Origin of the sequence: Bartonella sp. HY406, from assembly GCF_025449315.1 — a bacterium.
GTDB lineage: Bacteria > Pseudomonadota > Alphaproteobacteria > Rhizobiales > Rhizobiaceae > HY038.
On sequence record NZ_CP104893.1, the window covers coordinates 2,335,323 to 2,357,349 of the forward strand.

17 protein-coding genes are annotated in these 22,027 nt (G+C 40.5%); 8 read left to right on the forward strand and 9 right to left on the reverse strand.

The window, feature by feature from the left end:
* The first annotated feature begins 27 nt into the window (after positions 1–27).
* The 6 genes from N6B01_RS09960 to N6B01_RS09985 all read left to right on the forward strand — a co-directional run bounded on the left by N6B01_RS09960 (position 28) and on the right by N6B01_RS09985 (position 5,492).
* Positions 28–609, forward strand: coding sequence for a transglycosylase SLT domain-containing protein (locus N6B01_RS09960; protein ID WP_262078560.1), 582 nt, complete (start codon positions 28–30; stop codon positions 607–609).
* Positions 610–788: 179 nt separating this feature from the next.
* Entirely contained in the window at positions 789–1,697 is a 909-nt protein-coding gene (gene argB, locus N6B01_RS09965) for an acetylglutamate kinase (protein ID WP_182417615.1), read from the forward strand.
* An 8-nt stretch (positions 1,698–1,705) separates the two neighbouring features.
* Positions 1,706–2,398: a pyrimidine 5'-nucleotidase gene (locus N6B01_RS09970; protein ID WP_262078563.1), complete on the forward strand. Its 693-nt coding sequence runs from the start codon at positions 1,706–1,708 to the stop codon at positions 2,396–2,398.
* A gap of 165 nt (positions 2,399–2,563) precedes the next feature.
* The gene (locus N6B01_RS09975) at positions 2,564–3,487 is read left to right on the forward strand and encodes a DMT family transporter (protein ID WP_262078565.1); all 924 of its coding nucleotides are present in this window, start codon (positions 2,564–2,566) and stop codon (positions 3,485–3,487) included.
* Between the two features lie 252 nt (positions 3,488–3,739).
* Positions 3,740–4,006, forward strand: coding sequence for a 30S ribosomal protein S20 (gene rpsT, locus N6B01_RS09980; RefSeq protein WP_182417618.1), 267 nt, complete (start codon positions 3,740–3,742; stop codon positions 4,004–4,006).
* A gap of 211 nt (positions 4,007–4,217) precedes the next feature.
* Positions 4,218–5,492, forward strand: a complete 1,275-nt coding sequence (locus tag N6B01_RS09985) for an FAD-dependent oxidoreductase (protein WP_262078566.1) — start codon at positions 4,218–4,220, stop codon at positions 5,490–5,492.
* 126 nt (positions 5,493–5,618) lie between these two features.
* On the opposite strand, the gene N6B01_RS09990 is transcribed toward N6B01_RS09985, so the two are convergent.
* The 7 genes from N6B01_RS09990 to N6B01_RS10020 all read right to left on the reverse strand — a co-directional run bounded on the left by N6B01_RS09990 (position 5,619) and on the right by N6B01_RS10020 (position 15,322).
* Positions 5,619–8,750 (reverse strand): autotransporter family protein, encoded by a 3,132-nt coding sequence (locus N6B01_RS09990; RefSeq protein ID WP_262078567.1) that lies wholly within the window; start codon positions 8,748–8,750, stop codon positions 5,619–5,621.
* A gap of 623 nt (positions 8,751–9,373) precedes the next feature.
* On the reverse strand, positions 9,374–11,092 hold the full coding sequence (locus N6B01_RS09995) for a cation acetate symporter (protein WP_182417621.1): 1,719 nt from the start codon (positions 11,090–11,092) through the stop codon (positions 9,374–9,376).
* A complete protein-coding gene (locus N6B01_RS10000) occupies positions 11,089–11,397 on the reverse strand; it encodes a DUF485 domain-containing protein (RefSeq protein ID WP_182417622.1) in 309 nt (102 codons plus the stop codon). The genes N6B01_RS09995 and N6B01_RS10000 overlap by 4 nt, the downstream gene beginning before the upstream one ends.
* Positions 11,398–12,143: 746 nt before the next feature.
* Positions 12,144–12,758 carry a cysteine hydrolase family protein gene (locus tag N6B01_RS10005; RefSeq protein ID WP_262078569.1) on the reverse strand — a complete coding sequence of 205 codons (615 nt, stop codon included), beginning with the start codon at positions 12,756–12,758 and terminating at the stop codon, positions 12,144–12,146.
* Positions 12,759–12,864: 106 nt separating this feature from the next.
* Positions 12,865–13,824, reverse strand: coding sequence for a GlxA family transcriptional regulator (locus N6B01_RS10010; RefSeq protein WP_262078570.1), 960 nt, complete (start codon positions 13,822–13,824; stop codon positions 12,865–12,867).
* 180 nt (positions 13,825–14,004) lie between these two features.
* On the reverse strand, positions 14,005–14,406 hold the full coding sequence (locus N6B01_RS10015; RefSeq protein WP_262078572.1) for a hypothetical protein: 402 nt from the start codon (positions 14,404–14,406) through the stop codon (positions 14,005–14,007).
* A 160-nt stretch (positions 14,407–14,566) separates the two neighbouring features.
* Positions 14,567–15,322 carry a 16S rRNA (uracil(1498)-N(3))-methyltransferase gene (locus tag N6B01_RS10020; protein WP_262078573.1) on the reverse strand — a complete coding sequence of 252 codons (756 nt, stop codon included), beginning with the start codon at positions 15,320–15,322 and terminating at the stop codon, positions 14,567–14,569.
* A gap of 249 nt (positions 15,323–15,571) precedes the next feature.
* On the opposite strand from N6B01_RS10020, the gene N6B01_RS10025 reads away from it, so the two are divergent.
* The gene (locus N6B01_RS10025) at positions 15,572–15,712 is read left to right on the forward strand and encodes a hypothetical protein (RefSeq protein ID WP_182417627.1); all 141 of its coding nucleotides are present in this window, start codon (positions 15,572–15,574) and stop codon (positions 15,710–15,712) included.
* 176 nt (positions 15,713–15,888) lie between these two features.
* On the opposite strand, the gene N6B01_RS10030 is transcribed toward N6B01_RS10025, so the two are convergent.
* Both N6B01_RS10030 and N6B01_RS10035 read right to left on the reverse strand, forming a co-directional pair.
* Positions 15,889–16,716 (reverse strand): aldo/keto reductase, encoded by an 828-nt coding sequence (locus N6B01_RS10030; protein WP_262078574.1) that lies wholly within the window; start codon positions 16,714–16,716, stop codon positions 15,889–15,891.
* Between the two features lie 394 nt (positions 16,717–17,110).
* A complete protein-coding gene (locus N6B01_RS10035; RefSeq protein ID WP_262078575.1) occupies positions 17,111–18,991 on the reverse strand; it encodes an AsmA family protein in 1,881 nt (626 codons plus the stop codon).
* A 402-nt stretch (positions 18,992–19,393) separates the two neighbouring features.
* Here N6B01_RS10035 and clpB point away from each other — a divergent pair, with 402 nt between their 5' ends.
* Positions 19,394–21,994, forward strand: a complete 2,601-nt coding sequence (gene clpB, locus N6B01_RS10040; RefSeq protein WP_182417630.1) for an ATP-dependent chaperone ClpB — start codon at positions 19,394–19,396, stop codon at positions 21,992–21,994.
* Positions 21,995–22,027: the final 33 nt, after the last annotated feature.

Below are 22,027 nucleotides of genomic sequence, written 5' to 3' on the forward strand. Positions count from 1 at the left end.
GCTTTTACCTCAATTAGAGGTATTAACATGTCGCGCATTTTGTTTTTTTTAACGCTAGTGGCGTTATTGGCTGGGTGTGCAAGCGCTCCCAACCATACAACCAATGCTTGTGCTGTTCTTGACCAAAAGAACGGCTTTTTTACCAATTGGGAACGCTCTGTTAAAAAAGCCGAGCGCGAATATGGTATTCCAACACCGGTCATTTTGGCAACCATGTATGCAGAATCAAATTTCAAGCACAATGCCCGCCCACCGCGAACCAAATTATTAGGGTTCATCCCTTGGAAACGACAATCAACTGCTTATGGCTATGCGCAAGCACTTGATGGTACTTGGGATCGCTATCGCCGTGAAACGGGACGCACTGGCGCAAGGCGTAATAATTTTGAAGATGCCGCTCGCTTTATCGCATGGTACCACCGCCAAAGTGTCCAAAAAAACGGTGTCGCACCCCATGATGCTTATAATCTTTATCTCAATTATTATCTTGGCCATACAGGCTATGCACGCGGCAATGGACGCGGTGGCATTGCCGGGCGCGGTGCGCAGCGCGCGCAAACAATGAGCCGCCAATATGATATGCAATTGCGCCAATGCGGCCGCCGATAAAATTATAAACATATTAAACCAATAGAGCCTAATTGGCCCTATTGGTTGGGCATAGTCCAAAAATGTTTGTCATTTTAATTTCATCATTTCCATCAAAAATGTCTTAATAATAAAAAATTCTATTGCGCTTGACGCATGTTTGGTTAAAAAATCAAAATATTGATTTTAGGGAGATATCCATGAGCGATAATTTTGATAGCCAGCAAGAAATTTTTGAAAAGCAGGCCGCACTGCTTTCTGCCGCCCTTCCCTATATGCAACGCTATGAAAACAAAACTGTCGTTGTAAAATATGGTGGCCACGCCATGGGTGATCCTGAACTTGGACGCGCTTTTGCTCGTGACATCGCATTGTTAAAACAATCTGGCATTAATCCTATTGTTGTTCATGGTGGCGGTCCACAAATTGCCACCATGTTGCAAAAATTGGGTCTTGAATCAAAATTTGAAGGTGGCTTACGCGTCACCGATGCAAAAACCGTTGAAATAGTTGAAATGGTTCTTGCAGGCTCAATTAACAAAGAAATCGTTGCTATGATCAATGCTGAAGGTGAATGGGCGATTGGTCTTTGCGGTAAAGACGGCAATATGGTTTTTGCCGAGAAAGCACGAAAAACCGTTATTGACCCTGATTCCAATATTGAGCGTGTGCTTGATCTTGGCTTTGTTGGCGAGCCAGTGGAAGTTGATCGCACATTATTAGATTTACTCGCCCGCTCGGAAATGATTCCAGTTATTGCACCAGTTGCACCGGGGCGCGATGGTCATACCTATAATATCAATGCTGATACATTTGCTGGCGCTATTGCTGGTGCATTAACTGCAAAGCGGCTTTTATTCTTGACGGACGTTCCGGGCGTTCTTGATGAAAATGGTAAATTGCTCAAAGAATTAACGGTAAGCGAAGCGCGCCGTATGATTGAAAAAGGCACAATTAGCGGTGGCATGATTCCCAAGGTAGAGACCTGCATTGAAGCCATTCAGCGCGGGGTTGAAGGTGTGGTTATTCTTAATGGTAAAACCGCCCATTCTGTCTTGCTTGAGCTGTTTACCGAGCGCGGTGCTGGCACTTTGATTGTGCGCGGATAAGTATTTTTATGGGCGCGCAAAACTTTCCAACGGAAAAAATAGATTATTGGGTGTTTGATCTTGATAACACCCTTTATCCACCAGGTGACCATCTTTTTTCGCAAGTGGATATTAAAATGACTGACTATGTCAGCAACTTGCTAAACATGGATAGGACAAGTGCACGCCAATTACAAAAAGACCTTTATCGTGATTATGGCACCACCCTATCTGGCTTAATGCATCTTCATGACATTGATCCAGAAGATTTTTTAAATAAAGTCCATGATATCGATTATAGTTGGCTAAGCCCAGCGCCAATTCTTAGGCAAAATTTGCAAAGGCTTACGGGCAAAAAATACATCTTTACCAATGGTGATCACAATCATGCTATAAGTGTATTAACAAGGCTTGGCATTGAAAACGTGTTTGATGGCATATTTGACATTAAGGCGGCTCGATATATTCCAAAGCCCAAGCAAGAGGCCTATGATATTTTTATAAAGAAATTTGCCATAGATCCAAGCCGCGCGGTTATGTTTGAAGATCTTGTCCGCAATTTGAAAGTGCCAAAATCTTTACAAATGCAAACAGTATTAATAGAACCTATACTACAAGCAGCTCAAACCCATGATACACCACAAGGTGATGATAGCGACCAAAGTCATATTGATTTTAAAACCAATGACCTTGGTGCTTTTTTAGAAAAGATATTGATTTAACTGCATTGCAGTCTAATTCATCATTTTCAACAATCATTGACTATCAAACTAATCTAAAACCTACCCTTTAATAGCTTGATTTTTTTAACCGCTTTGCAATTATAAGAAATTGCTTCGAGAGCGCGCCAACCAAAATACCAAGCCCACCAAAACAAGTATGGACCAATGAAATCTTTTACTTTTTTACGCCCGCAAGAACTTATTCTCATTGGTGTAACCATTCTGTGGGGTGGTACATTTTTGATTATTAAACAGGCCGTGCACCAGAGCGGGCCGCTATTCTTTGTAGGGTTCCGCTTTTTTGTGGCTGCCGTAATTGTCGCAATTGTATTTCATAAAGCGTTAAAAGGCCTTAGCAAAAAAGAAATTATTGGTGGCACCGCTATCGGTCTATCTATTTATTTAGGCTATGGCTTGCAAACTATGGGGCTCGAAAGCATCAATAGCAGCCAATCAGCCTTTATTACTGCCCTTTATGTGCCATTTGTACCGCTATTGCAATGGGGCGTATTAAAACGCCGTCCTAGTCTTGGTAGTTGGATTGGCGCTGCCCTTTGCTTTATTGGCCTTATTTTAATCAAAGATCCGCAAAATATAGGTTTTAGTTTTTCTTTTGGTGAAATTATCACCATCATTGCGGCTTTCTTTATTGCGATTGAAATTATTCTTATCGGCAAATTTGCACCTGAAGTTGATAGCCGCCGCCTCACTTTAGTGCAACTAATTGTGGCATCGATCGCCGCTTTTATTACCATGCCAATCCTTGGTGAACCTATCCCTCAATTTTCACCAATCTGGTTTTGGGCAGCAGTTGCACTTGGCACAATGACAGCGCTTATCCAATTAGCAATGAACTGGGCGCAAAAATCAGTATCCCCAACCAAAGCTACCATCATTTATGCCGGTGAGCCAATATGGGCTGGTCTTTTCGGCCGGATGGCCGGGGAGCGTTTTGGTCCCTTTGCGCTACTTGGTGCAGCGTTAATTATTGCTGGTATTCTCATATCACAATTATTACCAACATCATTACGCAATAAACTATCGGCGCCAAGCAATAATAAATCAAAAGACAACTCATCCAATAGTTAAAGCCCAATGCAAAGTAACAAGAATCGTGAGTCGGCATAGGAGATTGCGATTTTTAAAATATTGGTAAATTTACATTAATTTCTTTTGAAAACATGAGTAAATCGCCGTTTTTTGCTTCTGCGCGTTGGAAAATCTCATTGACCTTTGCCCCTTAATCCAGTATAAGCGCGGAAAGTTATACGGTCGAAGTGCCGTTATTTAATTTTCGTGCCATTATTTTTGATGGTCGTTATCGAGAAAAGAGAGAGATAAATGGCTAATACAGCTTCGGCCAAAAAAGCGGTGCGCAAAATTGCAGCTCGCACAGAGGTCAATAAATCACGTCGTTCACGCGTTCGCACTTTCATCCGTAAGTTTGAAGATGCTATTGTTGCTGGCAACAAAGAAGAAGCACAAGTTGCTTTCAAAACTGTTGAGCCTGAAATCATGCGCGCTGTAACTAAGGGCGTTATCCAAAAAAATACAGCAGCTCGCAAGGTTTCTCGTCTTGCACAGCGCTTGAAAAGCCTCAACGCTTAAGTTTTAAAACTTTACTAGTTTTTAAAACCCTCGAAGATTTTCTTCGGGGGTTTTTATTTTAATGGCTGCTAAAAATTTAAATAACAACGCTTGGAAGCATTAGCAACATATGCGATAGAACCTTAAAAGAAATATGACTTATTTACTCATAATTGTTGGCTTTTGGTGTATTTTGAATTAGATTGGTGAGATCACATCAAGGAATGCTATCATGTCCTCTATCGATCAAACAACCCAAGCAATTGCTCCGTCCCTCAATCAAAATCAAGCCAATATTTTACAACAGACAATCAAAGCTGAGGTTATTGTGGTTGGTGCAGGCCCTGCCGGCCTAATGGCTGCTTATCTACTGGCGCGGCAAGGACGACAAGTCGTTTTACTTGAAAAGCATAGTGATTTTTTGCGCGATTTTCGCGGCGACACCATTCACCCCTCAACCCTTGATCTCATTGACCAGTTGGGATTTTTGGACGAGTTTTTAAAAATTTCCCACACAAGAGCAGAAAAATTAAATGCTGAAATTAATGGCAAAGATATCACCATTGCCGATTTTTCCAAACTATCCACCAAATGCAAATTTATAGCTTTCATGCCGCAATGGGAATTTTTAAATTTCCTATGCGACAAAGCCAAACAGTTTGATAATTTTTCGATTATCATGGATTGCCAAAGCCACAAACTTTTATACGAGCATGATAAGGTCGTTGGTGTTGAGGCAACAACCTCGCAAGGCGATATTCGTGTTGAAGCGCCCTTAACCATTGCCGCTGATGGACGCAATTCAATCTTAAGGCAACAATCTGGTCTTGATTTGGAAGAGTTTGGCGTGGCTAGCAATGTTTTATGGATGAAGCTATCACACCAGAAGGAAGATCCACCCTATACAATGGGGCATGGCGGCCCAAGGCAGGGCTTTATCCTTATTGATCGGGGCGATTATTGGCAATGTGGCTTTGTTATCCCTAAGGGTAGCTTTGAAGAGCTAAAAGCCAAGGGCTTAGAAAATTTTCGCGAGGAAGTTGCACGCTTTTCCCCGCTGCCCGCAAGCCGCATGGATGAAATTACCTCATGGGATGCTGTCCATCTTTTATCCATCCGCATTAACCGCCTTAAGCAGTGGTGGCAGCCGGGGCTTCTTTTCATTGGTGACGCTGCCCATGCCATGTCACCGATTGGGGGCGTTGGTGTTAATCTTGCTATACAAGATGCTGTTGCCGCAACCAATATATTAAATGCGCCATTGCGGAATAAAAATGTTAGCACAAAGGATTTGGCAAAGGTACAAAAACGCCGTTCATTCCCCACCAAAGCCACGCAAAGATTGCAACTCATGATGCAAAAAAGTAGCCAAAAGCGCAATCTTGATCCAGAAAAGAAGAAAGCGCCACCAAGCTTCATGCGCTATATTGCAAAATGGCCACCGCTTGCGCATTTTGCTGGCCGGATTGTTGGCATGGGATTTAGATCAGAGAAAATCAAATTTTAAACGCGATAAAAATATCAAAATCCTTATAAAAAAGGCCGATACAAATTTGTATCGGCCTTTTTTATTTCAGCTAAATATCTACCAACCTAAAGACGCTCAATTAAGCAGTTTCAGTGAGGCGATTTGCTACCATTTTTTTCTAAAACCAATACGGCCACTTACTCCATAACTATCGCCAAAACCGCTGAGGCTAGTCTTGACGAGAGCTTCGCCATAAATTGAATAATTATCATCATTCCAATTATATGAACCACCAGCTCCCACACTGCCCCATAAGCGTTGTTGTTGATTTGAGACATCAACTCCGGAAACATCGACACTGGTGCCGCTACGTAAAGCATAATAAAGGTTGCCAACGCCATAAATATGAGTGCGATTTAATGAGCCCTGATCATTTTTCCAGCTGGTTTCGTAATCAACAGCAAAGCCCAAACGAGCCTCTAAACTATCGCCACGCTTTAAACTTACATCTGCATTGAAGATATCGTGAAAACTATCAAAATCAATATTAGAATAAACAAGCTGTGTTTGCGGGGTAATAGACCATTTCTCATCAAGTTTAAAGCGCTTACCTGCCTCGGCTGATAAAGCATAACCAAAGCCATCATTGCTACTTACTAAGTTGCGATTGGCTAAATTGGATTTTAGATCACTGTTATATAGGGTGACCTGTGCTTGGCCATCGACATAGAAACCATCATTGCCATACCACGTGAGAGTTCCGCCCAAACCATAACCATCAGTGGTGATTTCACCATCGCCATAAAATGATTTGGTCTTGGTTTTACCAGTAGTATAAAATCCATTGATACCGCTAATTAAGCTGCCATGGTCATTTGAATACAGTTTTCCATCAATACCGATTTGCGCTTTAAAAATATTTTGATTAAAATCCACTCCTGAGGTTGATTTTTGGGATTCAAAATGGCTGTGATTGCCAACTATACGAGACCAAAGCCCAGTATTCTCGACATTTATTTCAACAGGTGAGCCATTGCTCGCACTGATCCAAATGCGATTGCCAACACGCTGTTGTAACGTTGGTAAGCTGTTTAAATTAAGCAGTGCTTGCGGATAAGCCTCATAGGTGGGGACGCCGGCTTGAAAAACGGGTGGAGCCGGTAAAATTGGAGGTTCTACTGGATCTACTGGAGGCTTTACAGGTGGCTCTTCCGGTTTTACGGGAGGCTTTACAGGTGGTTGTACTGGTGGCTCTTCCGGTTTCACGGGAGGCTTAACTGGCGGCTCGACAGGAGGCTCAACTGGCTTTAATTGCGAACGCAAGTACCAGTCATTTTGAAGTTCTGTTTCACCATATTCATCTTCTGTTACCGTAGATGATTGAGCACCTTTGAATAAACCATAGGCATAGGCACCAGCACCAACCATGGTTTGTCCTTGCAATGTATAGGCATTGGATGCCGTTGCATCCAATGCAAAAGCATCATCGGTGGTTGTACCGCCATTTATGGCACGGACAATTTTAATGCCCTGACCAGGCTCGGTATTGCCTCCTGCATTGGTTGCATCAACATTATTCACGCGAACCAGAGTATTACCATCAATTTGACCACCATCAATCACTAGGCGATCGGATAAAGCGCCACTTTCACCAAGAAAAGTATCTATTGATAAAAGCGCATTATTACGGCCGGTATAATTGCCCTTAATTGTTAAACTATCACCCGCAACGCCACTGTTTAGATTTAAAACACCAGCGTCACTTAGCACATTTCCTTGCAAGGTGAAATTTGCACTACCATCAGATGCTCCATATGCAATAATTTGAGCACCACTTGTAAGATTTAACTGGTCAAATGTTGCAGTTGTGGATGGTGTAGTACCATTTTTGGCGGCAAGTATCCATTGGGCATTATTTGAAACATTAAGATCTAGTGTTGTATTTGCGCCCTTATTAACAAGGCCGGTCATTTTACCGTCAGCAAAATTAAAAACAGTGGTGCTTGGCTGGGTTACGCTACCACCAGTCATATTTAAAATATAACCTTCATCCGCAGCTGTAAGATTACTGTTAGTGCCGCGAACACTTAGCAAATAATCAACATTAGCACCCATGACGTCAATCAAATTAGCTGTTGCGGAGCTTGTCGTTGCAACCAAATTGTTGAAACTCGTTTGACTTTGTACACTGGCAATGTCTGTACTTGCGCTAACGGTAATTGCTTGCCCGCCAGCTTTAATTGTGGTTGATGCTGTATCAGCATCCGCATTCAAAGCGCCACCTTGCCAAACAACGGCAATGGCCGAAGAATTAGGTGCATTTAATGTATCAAGAACCATATTGCCGGTGGAAGTAATAAGTCCTTCGCCAGTACCTGCCACAGTTAACTCTTTACCAATGCGTAGCGCATTGGCGCGAGTGGATGTACTCGTAATAGTAATATTACTATTATGAATACGCACTTCTGGGCGGACACCATCTTTTTCCGTACCAGACACATAAATGCCAATAGCATCATTGCCTTGGGCTGTAAGATTAATATTCAAATCATTCTTAACTTCAACATAACCTGCAGCACCGTTACCCGAACTTTGGCCAGCACCTTGAATGACACGAATGCCTGCCAATAATGGATAACGAGTGAAAAGCCAACCACCTTGCTCAGACTGCATGGTAATATTTAAATTGTCAAAAACCGCCTTTGATTGCATCCCATTAAAAGCTGCTGGCTCACCCGCATTAACTGTAGAGCCAGCCAATACACCATAATGCTCATAACGGTCACCTACTCCCCAAGTGCCACCACCAGAACCAGAGGGTAAATTAAGCATGCTAAGATTAAGAGTGCCTATGGTTGCCATTCCACCATGGGACACGCCAAGGCCAACCTTTGCAATTCGGTCCCCTGCACCAGTCTGCGGGTTTGCAGTCAGATTTTCAAGGGTTAAATTGATTGTTTTACCCGTTGCATCAAAAACCGATTGAGTTGCAGTAGTGCCACCACCACCATAAACTATGATGCCGGCGCTACCTTTAACAGTGGTAGAAAAATCATTTTCAATAGTCATAGTGTTGCTTGTGCGACCACTATAAACACCAAAACCACCTGCCCAAATACTATCATTTCCAATAGTTGAATTAACCGAACTAATTGAACAGCTGTTTTGATTGGGAGCACCATTTGTGCCAATTGCGAAAGTACCATTAGAGGCTGTTAAACATTCTGCCGCTTGCACATTTGTAGCGAACAAAAAGGCTCCAGTTAATACCGTACTAGCTAATAAAAACTTTTTCATACAAACTCACAGATATTATAATAAATATATTTATTTAATATATAATATAAAATATAAGTGAAATATATATTTAATTACACCTCACGCCTTCAAAACCATTCACCAACAAGATATAATTCACACCATCAACGTAAATAATTGTTTTATTTATATATTTTTTATAATAAATATTTTTAGAAAAAATTAACTATAAAAAAATTACCAATTGTTGCAATTATATCATAATAACATCAAAACATTATATAATGAAATTCTAAAATACATTAATCTCAAGCTTTAAATATGCATCAAGTTATTTTACAAAGATGCAATTAACGATGCTAATCGGCAAATATTAGAGTAAAAATATTTTTATACTGAAAAAATCATAATAAAATTTTCTATATTGAATAAAACGGCACTTAAATAATATCTGATTTGGATTTTGATAAAAATTTAAGACTATTATACGAATTTAGGAATGACTTTCCGCAAATTTAATACGTATATTATGACGATAAATTTTAACAATTAGCCCCAGACCAAAAGTGTTTCTTCACTTTTCATCAGGGGCTAAACTTAAAACGCGTTATACTTACAATATATTTAAAACGAGATCACAAAATCCAATTTTGGAAATTCTACTAGTGATCTGATGCTTTCGAAGCACCAAAACCCGTTTCTGAGCGAATTTCTTGAGCTCTAAAACCTGCCTTATCAATTTTCGCACGGGCGCTTTTATCAATTATAGAGAAGAACCACACACTAAAGAATGCGATTGGAATAGAAATAATTGCTGGCGACGCAAAAGGAAACAACACAGATTCTTTTGAAAGATGCAGCGTATTGACCCAAACAGCCGGCGAAACAATCGTTAGACCAACAGAAAGAGCAAGACCAATGAAGCCACCAATTACCGCACCGCGCGTTGTACACCCCTTCCACAGGATGGAAAGTAGTAATACTGGAAAGTTAGCAGATGCCGCAATAGCAAAAGCAAGCCCAACCATGAAGGCAACATTTTGCTGCTCAAAAGCAATACCAAGAAGCACTGCAACAATGCCAATGCAAATTGTAGCAATACGTGACACGCGCAATTCTTCATCATTTGTTGCCATACCTTTTCTCGATATCATGTTGAAAATATCATGAGAAATAGCGGTTGCACCAGACAATGTTAGACCTGCAACCACAGCCAAAATAGTAGCAAAAGCAACTGCTGAAATAAAGCCATAGAACATATTGCCGCCAACAGCCTTACCAACCATAACCGCCGCCATATTGGATGCACCCGCACCAGAGGTTAACGGCGCGGCAAGTTCGGGATTGGATAATACAAGAGCAATAGCACCAAAGCCAATAATGAAGATAACAATGTAGAAATAGCCACTCCAGACGGTTGCCCATAACACGGATTTACGTGCTTCACGTGCATTTGGCACGGTAAAAAAACGCATCAAAACATGTGGCAAACCGGCAGTACCAAACATAAGCGCCATGCCAAGCGAAATGGCTGAGATTGCATCATAGCCACCAGGCGCCATAATTCTTAAGCCTGCCGCCGCAGCTTCCTCTGGTGTTTTACCATCAGCAAGCGCCATTTGGGTTTTAACATCAACGGCTGCTTGGAAGAAGCTGTTGAAATTGAAATTAAAGTGCAGCAATACCATAAATGCCATAAAGGTGACACCAAACAGCAAAAGGCATGCTTTAATAATTTGCACCCATGTTGTTGCTTTCATACCACCAAATAACACATAGGTGATCATCAGCACACCAACGATAAGCACTGCCCAAATATAATTGATACCAAAAAGCAACTTAATAAGCTGCCCTGCCCCAACCATTTGCGCAATAAGATAAAATGCCACCACAATCAACGTACCACAGGCAGAAAAAATGCGGATAGGCTTGGTGTCAAAGCGAAATCCAGACACATCAGCGAAATTGAAACGACCAAGATTACGCATGCGCTCGGCAAGAAGGAACATCACAATTGGCCAACCAACGAGAAAGCCAACCGCATAAATAAGCCCATCATAGCCTTGGTTCATCACCATAGCCGAAATACCAAGGAAAGAGGCTGCAGACATATAGTCACCAGCAATAGCAAGCCCATTTTTAAAGCCTGAAATACCACCACCAGCGGTATAAAAATCGGCTCGCGACTTTGTGCGCATAGCGGCCCATGCGGTAATTCCTAAGGTGAACAGTACAAAAAGGGCAAACATGCCGATAGCTGTTAGATTTAATGGCTGTTTTGCCATTTCACCACTAATTGCATCTGCAAAAGCATTTGACTGAAAGATAAAAGCAAAAATGGCAGATAAAAACAATAAGTTATAATTTTTAATCGATTTCATTTGCCCACCTCTTTTTCAAGACGACTAATTAGATCATCATAAATCTTATTGGCACGCACGACATAAAATGCGGTTAGTGCAACCATCAATACAATCACACCAATACCTATTGGGATTGCAATGGTTGTTACACCGGCGCCAAGTTTTGTCGCGAGAAATTGGGGGTTAAATGCAATAACGAAAATCCAACCGTAATAAACAATCAATACAACAAAAGTAAGCGACCAACCAAGAATGTTGCGCTTTTTTTTCAATTCGATGTAATCGGGATTTGCCTCAATGCGGGCTACCATCTGTTCATCCATAATGGGTTCCTCCTTCCCTGTGGACTTAAGATTAGATGTAAAATGACCAAAAAGGCCTTATACATGTTGTCAAATGCTACTTAATTGAAATGATTAACAACTATCTAAGCCATCAATTATTTTAATAAGAAGCACCTGTCATTTTTTGAAAAGCTCAAATTCCTCCAAATTGGAGCTAAACTTTTTAGTTAGATAATAACTAGATGTAAATTAGTCCTCCACGACTACTTGTCTATACTAGCTCACAAATTCTTTTCAAGAATATACAGCTCCTCAACTGTTTAACGTTTTTGAAAATAGAATCTTTATAAACTAAAAAAATAATATTCCTCCAAGTTCCATTGGGGGTAATAATCATAAAAATTACCAATCACGTTTTCGTGAACAAAAAATCCATCACTCTAAGACCACCAATAATATAATGTTTTTATGCGCTAAAATTATTTAAAACCTTTTGAAGAGTTCTAAATTATTTAAAATCAGCCGATGACTGACTTTTGTAAAAGCGCCAATTATTTACCTCAATATCGTGATAGAAGTGATTTAACCTCTATCAGTTTGCTTACGTTTGTCTAGGATTCCAGCGCAACAAATGGTGGCAAATTCACCCCTTTAATGAAATTCATGATCGAAGCGAACCATGGCTGACCAAAATTTGGTTTTACTTAATCAACCATGATTTGCTTTGCTAATGGAAAGGACCTTGAAAATAGGTAAAAGTCGCTAACGATAAAGAATAGCTTGCGTCAAGATTTGCATTCCAAGTTTATTATCTGATTGACCGTCATAACATCTCCAAAAGCATCATTCAGTGTAACCAATGATGCTTTATGCAAAGTGGTATAATCGATTGTATCCTCATTATTAAAATCTATAGAGCGCGTAGCGCATGCATCTTCAGCCACGACAATATTGTATCCCAAAGGGATAGCCTCGCGTGCAGCAGCACTTACACACATATGGGTCATTAAACCGCAAATGATCAATGTATTTATACCCGATGCTTTAAGCTGCATATCAATATCGCTTGACGCAAAAACACTTGGCATGTTTTTTTGTACTATCTTATGATGGGGTGCGGGCAAAATATCGCTATGAAATGCAGACATTGCGCTATCTTGCGCAAATGTTGCACTTCCTTGTGGTGCTATATGCTGCACATGGAATACGGCGATTGCATTTTTATCGGCATATTCTATCAAATTCTTTGCATTTTTTAAGGCCGCCATAGCATCGGGAATTGGCAATAAGCCATCAAAATATTCATTTTGAAAATCAATAACAAGTAATGCAGTTTGTTCAAATTGCAGATTTTCAATAATAGCCGCACCAGCTATTGTACGAAGTGTCGGATGTTTCATAATTTTCTCCTGTTTTAAACAAGGACAATTAATGAATAAGAATATAGAACTTCGCTACTATCATAAAAGACAACATATGATGAAATTAAGCCAAGTTACAGTCTCATTAAGGTAAATGCTTTTTAAATTGACTACGATAAACTCCCGGCGGAATAGAAAAAACGCGGGAAAAATGTTGGCGAAAAGTAACGGATGACGAAAAACCACATTGCTGTGCAATATCCTCAAGTGAGGCTTTGCTTGTTTCTAAGAGGTTTTGCGCCCTATAAAGTCTCTGCATCAAAAGCCAACGATTAAAACTTATTCCGGTTTTTTTATTAAAATGTCTGGTAAAGCTTCTGACGCTCATAAAAGCATGCTCAGCAACGACTTTAAGATTAAGTGGTTGGTCAAGACAGCTAAGGGCCCACTCCAAAGCCTCACTCAATCTATCTCTTTGCGCAATGGTTGCTATGGGGCGGTCAATATATTGCGATTGGTCACCGGAGCGATGTGGCGAGACAACTAATTTTCGCGCTAATCGGTTCGCTATATCGGCACCATGGTCTTGACGGATAATATGCAAGCAACAATCTATGGCTGCCGCTGTTCCTGCTGAGGTTATAATATTATTATGGTCAATGTATAAAGCTTTTGTTTTTAATATGATGTTAGGGTAGCGATTGGTAAAATCATCGGCCCAAGCCCAATGGGTTGACACCTCACGTCCATCTAATAATCCTGCCTCTGCTAATACAAATGTACCAAGACAAAGCCCTATAAGACGTTTTCCATCTTTGAATGCTTTTTGTAAAGCAGCAATAAGACCAGGAGACGGAATTGTAGTTGCATCAATCCAAGCGGGAATGATTACCGTATCAGCCTCTTCAATCATTTCAAAATTATGCTCTACATAAATATCAAAATCAGAAAGTGTACTAAGCCTTCCTGCTTTTTCAGCACAAACCTTTACCTCATAGTTGGTATTTTCAGCCTTGAACAAGTCATCACCAAACACAGTACATGGCACAGAAAGATGAAATGCACTAATACCCTCATAGGCAATTACCGCTATTTTATGGGTCATAATAATTTTTCATGTCGTTATGGCGTAATTAGATTATTTTCTTAACCGAACATAACTAACCTTGGCACTAATATTATTTTCATGCTGTTTTAAAAAAATTGAACCCGATAATTATCAACAATCACACTTACATTGGCCTATGAGCGTTTTTTATTATCGAACTTTTCTAGAGCAAAATTTTCATTTTTTAGATTTAAAGATTAATGGCCACATTTTTTCGTCATAAGGTGTAACTTGATATGTAAGATTACCGGCAATGAAATAAACTTCTGTATCCTTGAAAATATCAATTGTCTCAATTTCATCGACCTCATCATTAACCGTAATCGTTAAACAATGAAATCCACCCATTTCTTTATATTTAATTCCATCGGTTAGCCATGAGAAATTGTTGCCATTCACTTGCGACAGCTTGCACTCTTTTATATCGCTTAAAAAAATATCGAGGACGATCCTATTACCAATTTCATCTTGTACAAATGTGGTCAATTTTATATCGCGTAAATCATTGGTAAAATGAACCTCATATAGAACTCCATCATAGCCATAATTAATTTTATCTAAAAAAGCACTCAAACTCACAGCAATTCCTGATAGTCTATTTTCATGTTTTTTATCAATCCGTTATAATTGCAATACAGCATCTATTGCCGCAAGATATCAAAATAACAATTTTATGCCTTTATAGTTGTTTATGACTATTCAATAAAAACTTGAGCTTACAAATACATAATTTATGTTATTATAGCCAATCACCAAGTGTAGCACCAATTAACGCAAGGGCAGCGACAGCTGCGGTATCAGCCCTTAAAATACGTGGTCCAAGGGGGATGGCGTGGGCAAAAGAGCAGCTACGGATTAATTTTCTCTCACTATCACTAAATCCACCTTCAGGACCAATAATAACCCCTAACGGCCCGCGCGATAATTTTTGTAATATTGGCAAGGGATTATCGCCTTCTGCAGCCTCATCACAAAAAATCAAATGTCGTTTTTCATCCCAATTGGCTAAAAGCCGATCTAAACTTATAGGTTCTAAACAAGGGGGTATAGCAAGAATGCCGCATTGCTCGGCAGCTTCGATAATATTGGCTTGCATACGCTCAATATTCAACCGATTGACCTGAGTATGCTGGGTTAAAACTGGCTGAAGGCTGCTTGCGCCCATTTCGACTGCCTTTTGCATCATATAATCAAGGCGCGCATGCTTTAACGGCGCAAAATAATAAGTAAGATCAATTGGCTTTGGCTGCTGTCTTTCAAGTGTTTGCAATTCAAGCACAAGCGCTTTTTTCGAAATATCGATAATTTTGGCTCGCCATTCACCATCACGGCCGTTAAAAACCAAAACCTCATCTCCCAAAACCATCCTTAAAACATGGACAAGATAATGGGTTTGTTCCTTGGCCAAAGCGAGCTTCACACCCGTAGCCGATAAGGAATCATTTAAAAAGGTTTGATCGACAAAAAGCCGTTGCATTTTATAATTTGCGCGCATTTTTTAGTAAATATACCTTGCTGTTTTCAAGGTCAAGCAAGCTTATATCATGTCAACAACAAGGGAAGCGTTGCAGTAAGGACACAGCAGCTTGAAAACCAATATTTCGTTAGCATTTAGGTAAGAATTTTAATGACTAATGATTGTCGCCAGCAAAACTTCACGCTAAAGAAACAACATGTAATGACCAACCGATTTTGACCATTCAAATCTTTAAATCATACCATTTTAAAACAAGGGAATTTCGCTATGACCGTTAGTAAGGCAGCTTTTGTTACAGTCGCAATGCTGTTCACAATGATTATTATTTCAACTGTCATTAGCGCAAATAGCTCAAGCTCAAATGATACAGCCTTTGATGGTTATGGCGTTTCAATTTCTGAACAGTAAATACTAATTTACTTTTTATTATAGCCGATAAAATATATCAAATTCTACATGCTCCATATAGATTAAAATTCAAAATTAAGGCATTGGATATATTGCCCAACACCTTAATTATTAGTAATTTTTCACCATCTTATGTTGCTACAGAATAGAATATATTCATTTTCTATGAGCAAATATTATCCAACAAATGTATCAGGATCTGGTCCAGTGCGACCATCAGCTCTATCAAGGCTAACAATTCTTTCATGATCGCCTTTGGTTAAACTAAAATCAAAAATATTGAAATTTTCCGCCATACGCTGCGGTGATATAGATTTTGGTATGATGACATTACCAATTTCAATATGCCAACGTAAAATAACTTGCGCAACAGTGCGGTTATGATTTTTGGCAATGTCAATAAGAATTGGATTATCTAAAAGGCTTCCACGCGCCAAAGGTGCCCAAGCTTCTGTAACAATATTGTTTTTTTCATGAAATATCCGCAATTCATTTTGCTGAAATTCAGGGTGCAATTCTATCTGATTAACCGATGGCACAACGCCGGTATCTTGGATTAACCGCTCAAGATCGCTAATTCTAAAATTACAAACACCGATGGATTTAACGCGTTTTTCCTTTTTCAATTGAATGAGCGCTTTCCACGTATCAACAAATAGATCTTTTGATGGCATCGGCCAATGGATAAGGTAAAGGTCGATATAATCCATGTTGAGGCGTTGCAAGCTTTCATCAAAGGCCCGCAGCGTAGCATCATAACCCTGTGCATCATTCCAAATTTTGGTCGCAATAAAAACATCGCCACGACTTACACCGCTATTGCTTATGCCGCGCCCAACACCTTCTTCATTATGGTATATTTTTGCTGTATCAATATGACGATAACCGGTATTTATTGCGTTTATTACAGCTTGATCGGTGTCCTTGTCATCAATCTTCCAGACACCGAACCCTAGCTGCGGGATAGAATTTTGGTCATTTAAACGAATATTGGGTACTGGCATTTTAAATCCCTTTTACAATTTTAAAAATAGATTTTATTTGGATTGCCATTAGTTAATTATAATTTATTATGTGGATTTCAACTAAACAGCCATTGTTAATGACTAGGGGCAAGACCTGTTAATTTAAAGCAATAATTGGATAGGTAGATAAGCTTGAGCCTATATCATTTAAAACACAAACTTAGAGCCATGTAGTTAGAGATTGTTATGATTTAATTTAAAACCTGCAAACCAAATTACAAAAATATTAATATAAAAACCAAAAATCAAAATTGTCAAGCAAGTATAAACTTTTAAGATATTATGATAATTATAGCTTTATTTATTAATTATAATAGACATTTGTATCATGAATTGGTCATTTAATATCAATGTATTATTCGACTACATTAGTCTATTCACTATCCATTACCAGTTTTTTAACTTGCAGTAAGTTCCATGCGCCATTAACTTCAAACCGTTGCAAAGGTTTTAAGCTCAACTGGACACATTCAACGTCAATGCAATGTCCATTAACCCGCCTTGGACGATCAACAACGCCGGTAAAATCAACATCACCATTTTGCAATGAAGCATGCCCCGAAAATTCAATCAAATGATTATCAAAAGCCAAACCGGCAATATCCGTGTTGATAGCACCATTTTCAATGCTTCCCTTGGCAATAAGTCGGAGAAAGTTTAACATCTCCTCATTGCCGTTCCAAAAGGGAAGGCTCGTTTCGCTCATTATCCCATCTAAAAACCGCGAAAAACTAAACCCAACAATTGAACCATTATTGCAATTCATATCAAATGCGCCTTTGGCATTTAAGAATGCCTTAGACCAATGGGTAAAATCAGAGGTCGCATTCATAGTTAAATTGATTGGGCATTTTAGTTTTGCTTCCGAGCCCATGGCTAATTGTAATTGTTCCAAACTAACATTAGTGGTTGAAAGACGCGTTTCCAATTGGGTGACGTTGCCAAGTAGACCAATGATAATATTGCTTTGTAGCGTCCCATCAAAAACGTTAACATTGCCAATGTCAAAGCTTAACCTACCATTACGCAATTGGGTTGATGCTGCAAAATTGGTTAGGGCAATAGATCCAATTTGCCCCTGAGGTGCTGAAACCCGTAAATCAAGTGAAAAGCGATTAAGAAATGACAAATCCGGAATAACATCACCAGCAGACATGAAGGCGGGTACAATCTGAGTAAAATCAAGTGATTGAAATGCCAACGATCCAGAAGTTGACGGCAAATCACCAATAAATACTGTTTCTAAAGCGCCGCGTGCTTTATCATTGCCAAGGGTTAGATTTATATCATTCAATTCAAGTTTTTCAGGCGTTGCATTAAGGTTTGATTCCCAAACAACCGGCGATTGAATAGCAGCACCAAAACTTTTTGCCTGCCCAAGCCAATCCATGGTAACATTTAAGGCAGGTAAACGCGCAGCAACTTTACCACTTAAAGCAAAACGTTGCGCAAATTGGGCATCCCCCGTATAAGTCACACCACCACGATTAGAATTAACCGATATTCGCACCGTGCTCTTACCACTGGCCATTAGCATTAATGCTTGATCAGCACGCAAAGTCACTTCTGTATAAGCGCCATTCCAGCGACCATTGGCTTTAACCGATGCCGCAGAGGTGGAGGTTGGCCATGTAACCGTTGCATTGATTTCTTTGATTTCGCCACGCGCGTCTTCGCTTGGCTTTTTGTCGGCACTGTGATTATCAATGGGATAGGATAATGTGCCATCTTGGATAAAAATACGGCCAAAAGGCTGGGTAAGCAAACTAGACAAATCAGCATTATTTAGATTTTGCGCAACAATTTCACGCGCTTGGCGAATAGCATTACCAAGACTACCATCGGAGCGAGCCAATGAAGCAAAAAAACCAGCAACAGTTTTTACCGGTTCGTCAACCGCAAAATGCGGACGGATAATACGGGTTTCAGAAAAACTGACCTTGCCTTGCAAAGCATCAAATAATGACAAATCAACTTCTATACATTCTGCCTCCATAAGCGGACGGCTATCATCACTGGCATCACTTAAGCTAATGCCTTGTAGGGCGGCTTGCAATTTGGGGAAAAATGAAATTTTCGGTGGCTCACGCAATTGAACATTATAGCCCGTCCAAGTACTTAAGTCCTGTGCTAGGCGTATGCGTATTGCGTCCGTTGATATGAGATAAGGAATTGCAATAATTGCCCCAATAACCAGCACCGCCAAAATAGCCACTGTAAAAAACAGATATTTTAATATCCGGCGAATGCTCATGTAAAATGGTCCTGTCACAGCATAAGCGGCATTCACTCAATTGTGCGAATCCGCTGTGCATTTCGTTATAATTTTATTCATCACAATAAAACACACAATAAAACATTTGTAATTAAAGAAGAATAAAAATCCTTAGCTGCGCAAGAATAAATTTAAATTTTAAAACATAAACCCACAATTTAAAAAAGCATTTATTTCACCAAGGAGCTTCCCAAATATTAAAAAAAAATTATCTGCTATCTCTTGCTGTCATTTAAAATCATTCCCATATCAGATTAGGAAAACAAGCTTGCCATAATGGGAGCTTTCAATTTCCACCAACCGTAATGCTGCATTGTTAAACCAGAGCATATTTGAAATCTTCTCAAATATGTTTTCAGGTTGCGGGAAAGGGAAAATAAAATGAATTTAGAAAAATATACAGAACGAGTTCGCGGTTTTATTCAAGCCGCTCAAAATGCTGCACTTTCTGCTGATAATCAGCAATTTTTGCCAGAGCATCTTCTTAAAGTGTTGATTGATGATAATGAAGGTTTTTGCGCCTCACTGATTGAAAAGGCTGGCGGCAATCTTTCTGCAATTAAAACAGCACTTGATGCGGCTCTTAGTGCCATACCCAAAATTACTGGCGGCAATGGTCAGCTTTATCTTGCCCAACCACTAGCAAAAGTTTTCACCACAGCTGAAGAGTTAGCCAATAAGGCTGGCGATAGCTTTGTAACCGTTGAGCGTTTATTGCAAGCTTTGGCTATGGAAAAAACTGCTAAAACCCATGAAATTATTGCCAAAGGCGGCGTAACGCCTAATGCTCTTAATAAGGTAATTAATGATATGAGAAAAGGGCGCACTGCCGATTCTGCCTCTGCTGAAAACCAATATGATGCTTTAAAAAAATACGCTCGTGATCTTACTGAAGATGCGCGTAATGGCAAACTTGACCCTGTTATTGGCCGCGATGAGGAAATTCGCCGTACAATTCAGGTATTGTCACGCCGCACTAAGAATAACCCTGTATTGATTGGTGAGCCGGGCGTTGGTAAAACCGCAGTTGTTGAAGGTTTGGCATTGCGTATCGTCAATGAAGATGTGCCTGAATCTTTGCGTGATAAGTCTTTGCTTGCCCTTGATCTTGGTGCGATGATTGCTGGTGCGAAATATCGCGGTGAGTTTGAAGAGCGTTTGAAAGGCGTGTTGTCAGAAGTGCAAGCTGCTGCTGGGCAAGTCATTTTATTTATTGACGAAATGCACACCCTTGTTGGCGCAGGCAAGACTGATGGTGCAATGGATGCTTCCAACCTTTTAAAACCAGCCCTTGCACGCGGTGAATTACATTGCGTTGGTGCAACAACTTTGGAAGAATATCGCAAATATGTGGAAAAAGATGCTGCGCTTGCTCGCCGCTTCCAGCCAATCTTTGTTGATGAGCCAACGGTTGAAGACACGATCTCAATTTTGCGCGGCATTAAGGAAAAATACGAACAACATCATAAGGTGCGTGTATCGGATTCGGCTCTTGTTGCTGCGGCAACCTTGTCAAACCGTTACATAACCGATCGCTTCTTGCCTGATAAAGCAATTGACCTTGTTGACGAGGCAGCATCGCGCCTAAGAATGCAGGTTGATTCCAAGCCAGAAGAACTTGATGAGATTGACCGCCGCGTTATGCAGCTCAAAATCGAACGAGAAGCGCTTAAGGTTGAAAAAGACACCGCATCACGTGATCGTTTAGAGCGGCTTGAAAATGACCTTGTTGAGCTTGAGGAATTATCCAATGAGATCACAGCAAAATGGCAGGCAGAAAAGCAAAAGCTTGGCCATGCAGCCGACCTCAAGCGTCAGCTTGATGAAGCACGCAATGCTTTGGCTATTGCCCAGCGCAATGGCGAATTTCAAAAAGCTGGTGAACTTGCTTATGGCAAGATACCAGAACTTGAAAAGCAATTGCATGATGCTGAAAGCCAAGAGGGGCGCACCTCAATGGTTGAAGAAACTGTGACATCAGAACATGTGGCACAGGTGGTTTCGCGTTGGACAGGTATTCCGGTCGATTCCATGTTAGAGGGCGAGCGCGAACGCTTGCTTCGTATGGAAGATGAAATTGGTAAACGTGTTGTTGGTCAAGGTGAGGCCGTGCAAGCTGTATCGCGTGCGGTTCGCCGCGCTCGCGCTGGCTTGCAAGATCCTAATCGGCCAATTGGTTCGTTTATTTTCTTGGGGCCAACAGGCGTTGGTAAAACTGAGCTCACCAAAGCGCTTGCTTCATTCCTCTTTCAAGATGAAACAGCAATGGTGCGTCTTGATATGTCGGAATATATGGAAAAGCATTCCGTATCACGCCTAATTGGTGCGCCTCCCGGCTATGTCGGCTATGAAGAAGGTGGTGCATTGACTGAGGCCGTGCGGCGGCGTCCCTATCAAGTTGTTCTTTTCGATGAAATTGAAAAGGCTCACCCTGACGTATTTAATGTGTTGTTGCAAGTATTGGATGATGGACGATTAACTGATGGACAAGGGCGAACAGTTGATTTTCGCAATACCTTAATCATCATGACGTCCAATCTTGGGGCAGAATATTTGACCCAGCTTGGCGATGATGAAGAAGCAGAAAAAGCTCGTGAACAGGTAATGAGTGTGGTTCGTGCAGCATTCCGTCCAGAATTTTTGAACCGTGTCGATGAAGTTATTCTTTTCCATCGCTTGCATCGTTCAGAAATGGGGGCAATTGTAAATATTCAGTTGCAAAGATTACAGTCCTTGCTTGATGATCGCAAGATCACTTTGGATATTGATGAGGATGCTCGTGAATGGCTTGCTGAAAAAGGTTATGACCCAGTTTATGGTGCGCGCCCACTTAAGCGCGTCATCCAGCGCGAAGTGCAAGATCCATTGTCTGAGCGCATCTTGATGGGCGATGTCTTGGACGGCTCTAATGTTCATATATTGCGCGGCTCAGATAGGCTTAATTTTAAGCCAAGCCCTGTTTTTGCTGAAAAAGCCGAATAAAACAAAAAACCGCCTCGAAAGAGGCGGTTTTTA